The organism is Ensifer sp. Root954 (assembly GCF_001429005.1).
GTDB classification, from domain to species: Bacteria; Pseudomonadota; Alphaproteobacteria; order Rhizobiales; family Rhizobiaceae; genus Ensifer; species Ensifer adhaerens.
In genome coordinates this window covers 38,722-51,543 of record NZ_LMJM01000051.1, presented here as the reverse complement: position 1 = coordinate 51,543, position 12,822 = coordinate 38,722, and the positions used below count along the sequence as shown (strand labels likewise).

At 57.4% G+C, this 12,822-nt stretch carries 11 protein-coding genes; 10 read left to right on the top strand and 1 reads right to left on the bottom strand.

From position 1 onward, the window contains the following. The first annotated feature begins 79 nt into the window (after positions 1-79). The 9 genes from ASE71_RS29600 to ASE71_RS29560 all read left to right on the top strand — a co-directional run bounded on the left by ASE71_RS29600 (position 80) and on the right by ASE71_RS29560 (position 9,207). Positions 80-970, top strand: a complete 891-nt coding sequence (locus tag ASE71_RS29600; RefSeq protein ID WP_060521631.1) for an NAD(P)-dependent oxidoreductase — start codon at positions 80-82, stop codon at positions 968-970. A gap of 94 nt (positions 971-1,064) precedes the next feature. Further along, positions 1,065-1,493, top strand: coding sequence for a carboxymuconolactone decarboxylase family protein (locus ASE71_RS29595; protein WP_197423400.1), 429 nt, complete (start codon positions 1,065-1,067; stop codon positions 1,491-1,493). 80 nt (positions 1,494-1,573) lie between these two features. Then, complete coding sequence (locus ASE71_RS29590) at positions 1,574-1,957, top strand: hypothetical protein (protein ID WP_060521630.1); 384 nt, start codon at positions 1,574-1,576, stop codon at positions 1,955-1,957. Then, the gene (locus ASE71_RS29585; RefSeq protein ID WP_060521629.1) at positions 1,954-2,850 is read left to right on the top strand and encodes an alpha/beta fold hydrolase; all 897 of its coding nucleotides are present in this window, start codon (positions 1,954-1,956) and stop codon (positions 2,848-2,850) included. The genes ASE71_RS29590 and ASE71_RS29585 overlap by 4 nt, the downstream gene beginning before the upstream one ends. 25 nt (positions 2,851-2,875) lie before the next feature. Continuing rightward, a complete protein-coding gene (locus tag ASE71_RS29580; protein WP_060521628.1) occupies positions 2,876-4,042 on the top strand; it encodes an ABC transporter substrate-binding protein in 1,167 nt (388 codons plus the stop codon). Positions 4,043-4,135: 93 nt separating this feature from the next. Further along, entirely contained in the window at positions 4,136-5,692 is a 1,557-nt protein-coding gene (locus ASE71_RS29575) for a sugar ABC transporter ATP-binding protein (RefSeq protein ID WP_060521627.1), read from the top strand. After that, a complete protein-coding gene (locus ASE71_RS29570; protein WP_060521626.1) occupies positions 5,689-6,663 on the top strand; it encodes an ABC transporter permease in 975 nt (324 codons plus the stop codon). The genes ASE71_RS29575 and ASE71_RS29570 overlap by 4 nt, the downstream gene beginning before the upstream one ends. A gap of 28 nt (positions 6,664-6,691) precedes the next feature. Next, on the top strand, positions 6,692-7,696 hold the full coding sequence (locus ASE71_RS29565; protein ID WP_244496958.1) for an ABC transporter permease: 1,005 nt from the start codon (positions 6,692-6,694) through the stop codon (positions 7,694-7,696). Between the two features lie 23 nt (positions 7,697-7,719). Further along, positions 7,720-9,207: an NAD-dependent succinate-semialdehyde dehydrogenase gene (locus ASE71_RS29560; RefSeq protein ID WP_060521624.1), complete on the top strand. Its 1,488-nt coding sequence runs from the start codon at positions 7,720-7,722 to the stop codon at positions 9,205-9,207. A gap of 763 nt (positions 9,208-9,970) precedes the next feature. Here the strand turns inward: ASE71_RS29560 and ASE71_RS29555 are convergent. Continuing rightward, positions 9,971-11,077, bottom strand: a complete 1,107-nt coding sequence (locus tag ASE71_RS29555) for an NAD(P)-dependent alcohol dehydrogenase (RefSeq protein WP_060521623.1) — start codon at positions 11,075-11,077, stop codon at positions 9,971-9,973. Between the two features lie 640 nt (positions 11,078-11,717). Here ASE71_RS29555 and ASE71_RS29550 point away from each other — a divergent pair. Beyond that, positions 11,718-12,806: an ABC transporter substrate-binding protein gene (locus ASE71_RS29550; RefSeq protein WP_060521622.1), complete on the top strand. Its 1,089-nt coding sequence runs from the start codon at positions 11,718-11,720 to the stop codon at positions 12,804-12,806. Positions 12,807-12,822: the final 16 nt, after the last annotated feature.

The window sequence follows — 12,822 nt, the reverse complement described above, 5'->3', positions numbered from 1 at the left end:
ACAGATTGTCTGATAATCCGTTTATTCGCTTCTGAAGAAGACAGGCGCTGCAATCGCTTGTTTGAACTCGGAGGAAACATTGTCAGCGACAGTCAACACCCCGCGTATAGCCTTCATCGGGCTGGGCGCGATGGGCCAGCCTATGGCTCAACATCTTATCTCAGCAGGTTTCGACGTCTCCGGATTTGATCTCTCGGAAGACGCTAGGCAAAATCTCGCGAAAGCAGGCGGCCGCGCCGCCGAATCGATCTCCGATGCCATGGCTGGTACTGACTGCGTCATCACCATGCTTCCGAATGGCAAGGTCGTCCGCGACGCCCTTTTAAGGGGAAACGCCTACGAAGGGCTAAAGCCCAATGCCCTCGTCATAGACATGAGTTCATCGGCTCCGAACGATACCAGGGAACTCGGCGGCGAGCTGGCTGCCCGGGGTCTCAGGCTAATCGACGCTCCCGTATCTGGCGGCGTCAGGCGGGCCGTCTCTGGCACATTGACCATCATGGCGGGAGGGGCGGAGGTTGATATTGCCGAGGCGGAAGCCATCCTGAAACCCCTGGGATCGCCGATATTTAAGACGGGACCCATCGGATCAGGCCATGCGATGAAGGCCATCAACAACTTCGTCTCCGGCGCTGGCGTACTGGCGGCGATTGAGGCTGTGATCCTTGGCCGTTCATTTGGACTCGAGGCCGATACGGTCGTTGACATCCTCAACTCTTCCTCGGGCAAGAACAACGCAACCGAGGTCAAGATGAAGCAATTTGTCTTGTCGGAGACGTTTGGATCCGGCTTCGCTCTCGGGTTGATGGCGAAGGACATCCGTATCGCCGCGGACCTCGCGAAAACGCTCGGGCTTCGTCTGGAAACTCTCGCAAGCACTGCGGACGCATGGGATGCGGCTCAGAAAGACCTCGGGCCTGCAGAAGACCATACCCGGGTCATCCAGTACCTGAAGCATCACGCAAAATAAGCCATCAGCGCCGTCAATGGGTGTTAAAATGATTTGACAGATTGTCTGACAATCTGTCAATGTCATCTAACCGAATGCTAGGGAGCTTTATGGAATGACCGCAACGGAAGCAGCGAAACTAAAGACCAGCGGCAGAGAACGGCCGGTGCCGTCTGAGCAATTTGCTCATGGACTTGCGACGCGTCGTGAAGTCATGGGGGATGCATACGTCGACGCCGCACTTGGAAAGGCGACCGACTTCACATGGCCCATGCAGCAGCTAGTCACCGAGTACTGCTGGGACACGATCTGGAACCGCCCCGGTCTCGACAGGCGTTCGCGGTCCATCCTCAATCTGGGAATGATCTCGGTTCTGAACCGCCCGCACGAACTCAAGGGGCACGTCCGGGGTGCGATTAACAACGGTCTGACCAAGGAAGAAATCCAGGAAATCTTTCTGCAGGTAGCGATCTATGTGGGCGTACCTGCCGGAATCGATAGCTTCCGCCACGCCCAGGAAGTGTTCAACGAAATGGGAATCTGAATTCGTCGTCGCCCTGGGAGGGGCGACCAAAACTGTGATCGCGGAATTGTCCGCGTCGATCAATTAGGGAGGAGCCGAAGTTGGCTATCGATCTCGAGAAGTTCACCCGACTCGCGCACGAGGACTTCGAATTCAAACGCGAAACCCGTTACCTGAACGGCATCATCAAATGCGACTTTCCTGGCCGCAGCGTCGCTCTTCATTTTGAAGACGGTAAGCTGGTGAATGTTGAAGTGGCCAACTATGACGACGACAAGTGCAAGATCGTCATCCGTGGCTCAGCGGAACAGTGGGATGCTCTGCTGCAGCTCAAGCCGCTGCCATTCTACCAGTGCCTACAGTCCTCCAACATCAAGCACGGGCTTCACCTCAGCAACAACAACGAAACCTTCGCGTATCTGCCTGCTCTGAACCGCATGACGACCCTGATGCGCAATGCCCGTCCGAAAGGAGTAGCAGCATGACCAAGCATGATCCGATCACTGGCCGTTACATCTATCTCACGATCGAAGGTATCGAATACCGCGTCTATTATGAAGAAGCCGGGCAGGGCATTCCGCTGCTCGTCGGCCACACGGCCGGTTCCGACGGAAGGCAGTACCGCCACATGCTTTGCGACGAGGAAGTGACGAAGAACTTCCGTGTCATCGCGTTCGACCTACCCTACCACGGCAAATCACTCCCGCCCTACGGCGTCCGCTGGTGGGAGAAGGAATACAACATGACGAAGAAGTTCATGATGGACTTCCAACTCGTGTTTTCGAAGGCTCTTGGTCTCGATCGCCCGGTCTACATGGGTAGTTCCATGGGCGGCCATCTCGCGATCGACCTCGCATCGAACTACCCCGACAACTTCCGCGCCACGATCTCGGTTGAAGGCGCACTGCGCTCGGCCGCCGAATACGTCGATGTCGGCATGGCGGGCATCCGCAAGGAATTCGACAACCCGAACGTCAACCGCACATCGATCGGTGCGGCAATGTTGCTGAACATTTCCCCTTATTCGCCGGAATCCAATGTCCGCGAAATTCAGTGGGAATACAGCTGTGGCGGCCCGGGCATCTTCGCGGGCGACCTCTATTACTATTACTACGACCACAACGTTTCTCCGGAAGAAGCGAGCAAGATCGATACGTCGAAGTGCATGCTCTACTTCCTGACGGGCGAGTACGATCCGAACACCTCGCCGGCGGATACCAAGATCGCCGCGGACCTCGTCAAGGGCAGCAAGTTTTGGACGATGGAGAAGCTCGGGCATTTCCCGGTCACCGAAGACTACACCGAGTTCCGCAAGTATCTGCTGCCGATCCTCGACGAGATTCAGCAGTCATCTGACGCACGCGCGAAAGTCGCCTGAAGCCCCTTTGGGAGGAGGATATCGAATGAATGATTTGTTGAAACATACCCTCGGGATGCTGGTCGCTACCTGCGCGTTTGCCGGCGCGGCCCATGCCGACGGGGTGGACCAACTGCCAGGGTCCGAGCAGGCGATCTACGCGGTGGTCGATCCGCAAATCCCGCTTGGCGCAAGCGTCTACAAGGATTTCAAGCCCAAAAAGGGGCCGCCTTGGAGGATTGGCTACGCGAGCAGCTACGCAGGCAACACGTGGCGCGCTGCTGCGCTTGACGCGATCATGAGCGACTTGCTGCCGCGGTCGAAGGAGGCCGGACTGATCTCTGAAGTGGTGGTAACCCAGTCGGATCTCAAGGACGCGGTGCAGATCCAGCAGATGCGTCAGATGGTAGACGACGGGGTAGACGCGATCATCATCTGCTGCTCCAACGTCACTGCGCTGAATCAGACGATCGAGTACGCCTACAAGGCAGGGGTTCCTGTATTTTCGTTCTCCGGCTACGTGACGTCGCCTTACGCGATCAACGGAGCGGCCAACCATGCCCAGGGCGGCCGGGAAATGGCGGCCTGGCTGGCAGAGAAGATCGGGAAGAAGGGCAACGTCCTTCTGGTATCGGGTATACCGGGCTTTGCATCGTCGGACAGCTTTGACAAGGCCGCCAAGGAGGCTCTCGCCACGTACCCGGACATCAACATCGTCGGAGAAGTCGCAGGTAAGTGGACTGATCAGGTTGCTCAAGTCGAAGTCCAGAAGTTCCTGGCAACCAACCCGACCCAGATCGATGGTATCCTCACTCAGGGTGCACAGGAAAACGGCGTTCTCAATGCCATGCTGCAGTCGGGTCGACCCATGGTGCCGATCACGCTTGGTGGTGAAGCATCGGCTGCTTGCTATTGGCGGAAGAACCCCGACTGGGTCGATGCCAGCTTCCACATCTGGCCGCCGCGTCGCGAGATGCAGCAGATGTGGGAGATCATGCTCCGTACGCTGCAGGGGCAGGGGCCGAAGGTACAGTCATTCCTGCGGCCCGTGCTGCCTTACTCAATCGAAGACGTGAAGGCGACGCTTCCCGAGGATTGCGATCTGAACTCTACGGACTTTGTTGAACCGAAGGCCGACGGTTGGTTCCCGGCGGGTATCGCTGATCAGTACTTCGAGCTTCCTGCTGATCCTTGGAAGCCTGTCGCGAAGTAAGCGAGTATCCACCCGGCGGCTGTGGCCGCCGGGTGGAGCGCCATTCGCAGGAGGAACGACCGCTGTGCGCGGCCACTACGGGGGAGAACCCTCATGACCAAAGAAATTACAATCAGGATGGTCGGCATCGCCAAGTCTTTCGGCGAGACCCGGGCCCTCAAAAAATGTGACTTCGAAGCCCATGCGGGCGAAGTCCACGCGATCGTCGGCGAAAATGGAAGCGGCAAAAGCACCATGGCCAAAATCATGTCGGGTGTGCTCCTGCCCGACGCGGGGCGCGTGACTATCCTCGGCGAACGCGTGACTTCACCTACCGAGGCCAAACAGATAGGTCTCACGACGATATTCCAGGAAGTGCTCGTCGCCGAAGAGGCGTCCGTCTTCGACAACCTCTATGTCGGCCGTGACGGCATCTTTAAGTCTGAAACGGGCGCCGACAACAGGCGCTCTGAGGCGCAGCAAATACTCATCCGCCTTGTTGGCAAGTCTGTCGATCTCGACGAGGTTGTCAGCAGCCTTCCACTTAGCGTGAAACAATGGATCGTGATCGCCCGCGCAATCTTGAGAAAGCCACGCGTTCTAATTCTCGACGAATCATCTGCTGCGCTCGATCTCGATTCAACGATCCGTTTGCACGAAGAGATTGACCGCCTCCGCACCGAAGGCGCGACGATCTTAATCGTGACCCACCGGATTGCCGAACTCGTGCGTATTGCCGACCGGGCGACTATCCTGAGGGATGGCGTCACAGTTGGCGTATTGGACAAACACGAAATCACCGAGGAAAACCTCCTTGCGATGATGACCCCGGCCGACCGTCGCGCGAGCGATGCCAAGGACTACGCGTCGACACGGGGGCGCGAGACAGGTCCGGCAATTCTGACAGTTCGCGGTCTTTCTACCCACAAAACAGCAGGCCCGTTTGATTTCGAACTCCCAAAGGGAGCTATCGTCGGTGTCGCGGGGCTTGACGGACAAGGCCAGGACGCGTTCGTGCGCGCTGTCGCCGGGATCGTTCAGCCATTCGGCGGTGTGGTACAGGTCCTTTCCGCTGACACGGGCAAAATGGTACCGGTCACTTGCCTGAGCGATGCGACGAACGCGGGTATCTCCTATGTTTCCGGGGACCGTAAGCGCGAGGGCATATTTCCGCAGCAAAGCATTTTCGAGAACCTTGCAATTGGGGTTTACAAGCGAAACCTCGGTCCGTTGGGCATAATTCGGAAGAAGTCGCTAAAACCGATGTTCAAGCGTGAGGTCGAACGCTTACGCATCAAAATAGGAAGCCCTTCGAACAAGATCACGTCGCTATCGGGCGGCAATCAGCAGAAGGTACTTATAGGTCGAGCCTTCGCTAACGACCCGCAGGTGATCGTCTTGAACGATCCGGCGCGCGGCGTAGACCTTGGAACCAAGAGGGATCTCTATCGCGAGCTTCGCGCATTTGCCGACAAGGGCGGCAGCGTCGTGTATCTCTCCAGTGAGATTGAGGAATTCATCGGCTTTGCCGATCGCGTCGACGTTTTCTTCGCGGGAAAGCTCTTCAGATCCCTTTCTGGTGATGAAATTAGCGAAGAACCCATCCTCGCCGCGATGTTCGGGAAGTCGAAAAACGCTTTGGTAGAGTTCGATTTGGAAAGGACCGCATGATGTCCGGAACCATCATCCGTCAAGTCACCCAGGATCGCTCGCTTTTTGTCCCCACCGGGCTTTTCGTCGTGCTTCTGATCGCGGTCGCCTTTCGCGCTCAAGGCTTGTTCACGAACAACGGTCTGTCCGGAGCAATTCTGGTGGCCACGCCTTTGATCCTTACAGCCCTCGCGCTCACGCCAATCGTCATGGCGGGTCGGGGAGCGGTCGACCTTTCTATCGGTCCGCTCATGGGCTTCATCAACGTTACGCTCATCACCTGGCTCGTCGGCAACGGTATCACCAATCCTGTCGCAGTAGTCGCGTGGGCCATTGGCCTCGGGGCCGTATATCAACTTCTCCAAGCACTCGTGATCATTTATGTCCGCGTGGCTCCGATCATAGTCACGCTGGCGAGCTTCCTTGTTCTATCGGGTATCAATCTCATGGTCATGTCCCGTCCGGGCGGCATTGCGCCGGACTGGATGCTGTCTTGGGGTGCGGGAACGAGCGTCTTCTCTCCGGTGTTGCTGCTCCTCGTGGCTGCCTACGTGGTATGGGTATTCCTGAGACGCACAATGTTTTATCGGAACCTGCGTATGACGGGTGCCGACGAGCGAATGGCCTACACCAGTGGTGTGCGGGTCGACGCAGTTCGCATCATCGCCCATGTCGTCGGTGGCATCTTCGCTGGATTGGCCGGCCTCAGCTACACGGCGCTGATCTCGTCGGGTGATCCCACTCAGGGCAGCACCTACACGCTGCAGGCGGTGACCGCGCTTGTTCTCGGCGGCGCGAGCCTGTCTGGTGGTAGGGGGGGTGCGCTGGGATCGACCCTCGGAGCGATCAATATGTTTTTGATTTCCTACCTGCTATCCACGTTCAACTTCGGCACTGTCTCAGGTTTCGTCACGCAGATGGCGTTCGGGCTCATCCTCATCGGATCGCTCCTCGTCAACGTTTTCGTCATCAGCCGCCGCGCTGCCGCATGAAGGGACAAGTACAATGGTTTCCAGGCTCATGACTAACGAGATCAGCGCTGTTCAACCGTCGAATCCCGTTCGTACGCACAAGAGCATCTCGATCGGCTTCGCTCTTCTCGCGTGCCTACTGTTGTCAGGGGCATTACTTGTTCCGGGATTCGTTTCGTCACAAAACGCGCGCTCGATCCTTCTTCTCGCGGCGTTCCTGGGTCTTGCCTCGATAGGGCAGACCCTTTGCGCGCTGGTTGGCGCACTCGACCTGTCAATTCCATATATTATTGGCGGAGCGAACATTCTCCTTCCCAGCTTGATGGTGGCGGGGTTGCCTGCGCCCCTTGCAATGCTGGTTGTTGTCGTACTCGGCGCTTGTGTCGGGGCAGCTAACGGGGCGCTGAGCTTCAAGCTGCAGGGACAGGCGCTCATCATGTCGTTGGGTGTTGGCTTCGCGGCGGTGGGAGCTGTGCAGATATACACGTCTCTTGGCACTCAGTTCGGAGGGACCGTCTTCACACCGGTTCCCGAGTGGCTTCGAAACATCTCGGCCTTCAACGGCACCTTCTTAGGCCTGCCCATTCCTCCAGTGATCATCATCTGGGCCGTCGTCGCAGTTGCACTGGGATGGACGATGTACAACACGTGGTTCGGACGCAGCATTTATGCGATCGGCGGTGCCCGGACCGCCGCAGCGCGGCTTGGCATTTCGGAATTCAAGGTGTGGACCGCCATCCATTGCGTCAGCGGGGCAATGTCGGCGATTACCGGCATGCTCCTTCTCGGGTTCTCTGGTGGCGGATTCGTGGGCGTTGGCGATCCCTACCTCTTCACCACAGTCGCAGCGGTCGTCATAGGCGGGACCTCGCTCCTTGGAGGAGCGGGAGGATACGGTGCCACCGTCCTCGGCGTACTGGTGCTCACGGTCCTGACCTCGCTTCTCGTCGGCCTCGGCCTGAGCTTCCCCGCCCAACAGGCGGTCGTGGGACTGCTCATCGTGCCAATGGTCGCGATCTACGCGCGCTCCCCGCACATCCGAAACCAGATCTGAACCGAATTACCGAAAGGAATACCATGGCTATTTCCAGCACCCTTCTGGGCCGACTGAAGGACCCGTCTCTTGTTCGCGAGGAAATGTTGGTCGGTGGGGCATGGCAAAAGGACGGTGAAAGGGGAATCCGCGTCGAGGTGCAGAATCCCTCGACAATGGACATTCTCGCCTCACTGCCGAGCGCGGGGCTCAGCGATGTCCGCGCGGCCATTGATGCCGCCAAGACAGCGCAGAAGAAATGGGCGAAAGTCTCCGCCAAGGAGCGCTCTGCTATCATGCGGAAGTTCTACGATCAGGTCGTTGCGAACGCCGAAGACCTTGCAATCATCCTGACGTCTGAAATGGGAAAGCCGCTGGCCGAGGCCCGTGGTGAGGTCGCCTACGGCGCGTCCTATATCGAATGGTTCGGGGAGGAGGCCAAGCGCGTCTACGGCGACACCATCCCCGGCCATCAGGCGGACAAGCGTCTCCTCGTCATCAAGCATCCGGTTGGCGTCGTAGCGGCGATCGCGCCCTGGAATTTTCCGTCCGCTATGGTCTGCCGTAAGATCGCGCCCGCACTCGCATCCGGTTGCGCAATCGTCTTCAAGCCCGCAGCCGAGACTCCGCTGTCGGCGCTTGCCTTGGCAATACTCGCCGAGCGCGCCGGCATTCCAGATGGCCTGTTCAGCGTCCTGCCCACAAACAGCGCGCGCATGTTCGGCGAGGAGGTCTGCTCGAATCCGATCGTCAAGAAGTTGACCTTCACCGGTTCGACGGAGGTCGGACGTATTCTAATGGCGCAGGGCGCTCAGAAGATCATGAAGCTCAGTCTCGAACTCGGCGGCAACGCACCGTTTATAGTATTCGACGACGCCGATCTCGATGAAGCCGTCGAAGGGGCCATGCTGTCGAAGTTCCGTAATGCTGGTCAGACCTGCGTCTGTGCCAATCGTCTTTACGTTCAAAGCGGCATTTACGATCAATTCGTGCAAAAGCTCGCCGAGCGTGTCTCTGCTCTAAAGGTTCTCGATGGTTTCGACGAGGGCGCGACGATCGGTCCGCTTATCAATGAAGAGGCGGTTGCAAAGTTGTATAATCACATCGACGATGCAGTGAGCCGTGGTGCTTCCGTCGTCGTGGGTGGCGAGCGCGATGCAAGAGGGGGTACCTTTGTGCAGCCAACCCTTCTCTCCGGAGCAACCAAGGATATGAAGGTCGCTCGCGAGGAAACATTCGCTCCGCTTGCGCCTGTGTTCAAGTTTGAGACGGCAGACGAGGTCATCGAACTCGCGAACGATACCGAATTCGGTTTGGCTGCGTACTTCTACGCGAATGACCTCAAGAATGTTTGGAAGGTCACCGAAGCTCTCGAGTACGGGATGGTCGGTGTAAACACGGGCCTTATCTCGACCGAAGTGGCACCATTCGGCGGCGTGAAGCAATCGGGCTTCGGCCGCGAGGGCTCGAAGTACGGATTGGATGATTTCCTGTCGATGAAGTACGTCTGCATGGGCGGTATCCCTGCCTGAGCTATCGTTCGCTCGGTCGTAGGTCGTCGTTACTACATGGATTTGCTTGGGTTGCGACCCCGCGCATGAAGAACCGCCCGATCAGCGCACGAGACCACGGAGGACTGCATGAAGGAAATCTCATCGTCCGGCGAACCGAAATCCAACGAAGACCGAGAGGTTGGTGCATGGTTCGGGAAAAGCACTGCCGACGCGACGCCGGACGCGGAAGTAGATTGGGCTGATCTCGCAGCCCGGGCAAGTATCGAAGGCAGAGGATCACCAGCCAGGTCCAATGTATCCCGCGGATCTGCTTGATCCTTGGCAAATCCATCGTTGCAAACGAAGACCCGGGATACGGTGAACCGGGTTCTTCGTGCTCTATATTGCTTTAGCAGTCGTATGCGGTTCGGGTCCCGTCTTGCCGCTTTCGCTCAGCTGATGCGCCTAGAGCGATACGAAGTCGAGGTGAACGTCGTCGGTCAGGGATGGCGAACGAACATGTTGTCGTGGAGATCGGCCGAAGATTTCTTTGACGCGTTCGCGGATGGCGCCCTCACTTGGACGGCGGCGCTGAATATTTCCAGCGCGCCGTGCTTCCCACTACAGCCGAGGCCATCGGAGAAAATCCCTAGCGTACGAGACAAGTTACGGGCGAAGCCATTTCTAGCTCCGCCCGTGCCTTGGGAGGCATGTCTACTTAGTTCACGAAAGACAAAGTCCGCTTACCATCGACCCCTCGCAGGACTGCGATGGAGGGTTTCTTCGTGCGGCGGTTCAGTGCCTAGTGCTTCATGCGCAGTATTGGCTTGATAACCTGCCCGCTTTCTGAATCTGCCATCGCCTGGTTGATCTCGTCGAGTTCATAAAATTGGACGAGCTTGTCAAACGGGAAGCGGCCGTTTCGCCAATGGTCAATGAGCTGGGGAATGAACTCTGCTGGAATGCTCTGGCCCTCGACGATGCCGACCAGCGTTCGACCAAAAAGGAAGCTGCCGATGTCGATCGACGCTTCGGTTCCCAGGGCCGACGAGCCGACGAGGCCGCAAGTTCCCGGAACGCCGAGACAATCGACCGCCTGGCGGAACACCTTGGGTGAGCTGGTACATTCAAGGCTGAAATCGACACCGTTCGGAGCGATCTCCTTGATCGCCTTCACGCTGTCCTGTCGCCGCGCATTGACCGTGTGCGTCGCGCCCAATTGGACTGCAAGCTCCAGGCGCTCAGCATTAAGGTCCACGACAATGACGGTGCCGCAACCAGCGATTTTTGCAGCCATTGCGGCGGCCATTCCAACCGCTCCAGCGCCGAAGATGGCGATGGAAGAGCCTGGTGGCGGTTTGAGGCAATTTAGGACCGCTCCCGCTCCTGTCTGGAGACCGCAGCCGAGCGGGCCGATCAAATCAAGCGGAACGTCTTTAGGTATCTTAACGGCATTTCGCTCTGATGCGATCGAGTACGTCGCGAACGACGACTGCTCGAAAAAGCAGCCGCTGATCTGAGTGCCCTGGGAATCGTGTAGCGGGCAGGTTCCGTCGGGCCGCGTTCCCCGGAAATTCCGGCCAAAGAAGTCCTCGCAATAGTATGGCGTTCCTGCGAGGCACTTGTCGCATGTCCCGCAATATGCGTAGCTGAGTGCGACGTGATCGCCGGGCACGAGCGCTTTCACGTTGCAGCCAACCGCCTCGACGACGCCGGAACCTTCGTGGCCGAGCACCACTGGCTGAGGCACATCGTACCCTTGGTCACGCACAACCATATCGGTATGGCAAACGCCTGATGCCACGATGCGAACGAGAATCTCGTCAGGACGAGGTTCCTCTATACCGATGCATTCCAGGACGAGCGGCTTGGATTTCTCGCGCGATATGGCTGCGTATGCTTGCTTCATGAAATTGACTCCCTCCCACGACGCCGTTTAGCGCGGACCGATGCAGAATTACGAAGTATCAGACAATCAGTCAATATTAATCAGAGAGCGTCACTAAATGTGCACTCCCTCGTTCAAGGGTCTCCGCTCATAAAAGCGTAAATTCGCGCGTAGAATTAGCTTCTTATTCATTTTTCCTCGTCCATTTCTGTGGAACTGCGAACTATGCGCGACCCAGTTTCGCATTGAAGGTGACAGATTGCCTGATTAAAATCGCGGTTTTTGCGTCCCGCGAGGGAAGCCATCGACTTTCAGTCTGGGTGTCGGAAAGCTCTTTCAGCGTTGAATCACGACGCCATCGCGGCGGCGTACGGTCGCGATCCCCAATGACAGGATGACCCTTTCGAGTTTAATTGCTCGGGCTAAGATTGTCTTATATCACAAATCCAGGCTATAGGCATAAAAAAGTGAATAATATCAGAATAATAGAACAATTTATGATTTCATTGGAATCTAATCGGTTCAGATGATTGACAGATTGTCTGATGATTTATAAGCATTGTCATCGCCGTTCTGAGGAGAGTCTGGCGATGAACGCGAGATCACAGCTCTCGCGTAAGCAGACAATTTTTACCGCTCCGGCATTATGAGGAGGAAACTTATGAAAAGACGTACATTCCTGCAGGCTGGTGGAGCGTTGGTAGCGGCTGGAGCGTTCGGCGTTCCGTCGATACTGCGCGCTTCGGACACAATCAGCATCCTTCCCGATACGTGGCCGTCAGAAGGGGATAATCCGATCGTGGAAGCTGGCAAGTTTGCCAAGCCCGGTCCGTGGAAAATTGGCCACAGCCACTACGGCCTCGCGGGCTCCACCCACACCTACCAAACTGCGTTCGAGGCCGAATACGAGATCTCCAAAAACAAGGATCGGGTCGCCGACTATCAGTTCCGGAGCGCAGACCTAAATCCGTCCAAACAGGTTGCTGACATCGAAGACCTCATCGCCCAGAAGGTAGACGCGATTATGATCGCGCCACTGACTACGGGCTCAGCCGTGGAAGGCATCAGAAAAGCTAAAGCGGCGGGAATCCCGACCGTTGTCTACTTGGGCCGCGTCGACACCGAAGACTTCACGATCCAGGTTCAAGGCGACGACTTTTATTTCGGTCGCGTCATGGCTCAGTTCCTCGTCGATAAGCTCGGCAACAAGGGCAAGGTGTGGGTTCTCCGCGGTGTCGCCGGACACCCGATCGATGCCGACCGCTACAGCGGTGCAATGGAAGTCTTTAGCAAGTCCGGCCTCGAGATTACGTCTACGCAGCATGGCAGTTGGTCCTACGAAGACTCAAAGAAAATCGCCGAGAGCCTCTACCTGTCGGACCCGGATGTTGCAGGCGTCTGGACGGATGGTGCGAACATGTCACTAGGCGTTCTCGATGCGCTCCAGGAGGCTGGTGCTTCGACAATCCCTCCGATCACGGGCGAAGCGCTGAACGGCTGGATGCGCCGCTGGAATGATGAGAAGCTTTCCTCGATCGGGCCGATTTGCCCGCCCGCGCTCTCCACCGCCGCACTCAGGGCGTCGTTCGCGCTCCTGGAAGGTAAGCCGATCCAGCGCAACTGGACGAACCGTCCAAAGCCGATCAGCGACGATACTCTTTCACAGTTTTACCGTTCCGACCTCACGGACGCCTACTGGGCGCCGACCGAGATGCCGAACGAGAAGCTGCTTGAATACTTCAAAGGCTGATGAAAGCCGGGCGCGG

What these genes read in the sequence shown, in the direction of transcription:
- ASE71_RS29595 (WP_197423400.1), top strand. Translation starts at nt 1,065, where the DNA reads ATGACCGCAACGGAAGCAGCGAAACTAAAGACCAGCGGCAGAGAACGG.
- ASE71_RS29585 (WP_060521629.1), top strand. Translation starts at nt 1,954, where the DNA reads ATGACCAAGCATGATCCGATCACTGGCCGTTACATCTATCTCACGATC.
- ASE71_RS29580 (WP_060521628.1), top strand. Translation starts at nt 2,876, where the DNA reads ATGAATGATTTGTTGAAACATACCCTCGGGATGCTGGTCGCTACCTGC.
- ASE71_RS29575 (WP_060521627.1), top strand. Translation starts at nt 4,136, where the DNA reads ATGACCAAAGAAATTACAATCAGGATGGTCGGCATCGCCAAGTCTTTC.
- ASE71_RS29570 (WP_060521626.1), top strand. Translation starts at nt 5,689, where the DNA reads ATGATGTCCGGAACCATCATCCGTCAAGTCACCCAGGATCGCTCGCTT.
- ASE71_RS29565 (WP_244496958.1), top strand. Translation starts at nt 6,692, where the DNA reads ATGACTAACGAGATCAGCGCTGTTCAACCGTCGAATCCCGTTCGTACG.
- ASE71_RS29560 (WP_060521624.1), top strand. Translation starts at nt 7,720, where the DNA reads ATGGCTATTTCCAGCACCCTTCTGGGCCGACTGAAGGACCCGTCTCTT.
- ASE71_RS29555 (WP_060521623.1), bottom strand. Translation starts at nt 11,077, where the DNA reads ATGAAGCAAGCATACGCAGCCATATCGCGCGAGAAATCCAAGCCGCTC.
- ASE71_RS29550 (WP_060521622.1), top strand. Translation starts at nt 11,718, where the DNA reads ATGAAAAGACGTACATTCCTGCAGGCTGGTGGAGCGTTGGTAGCGGCT.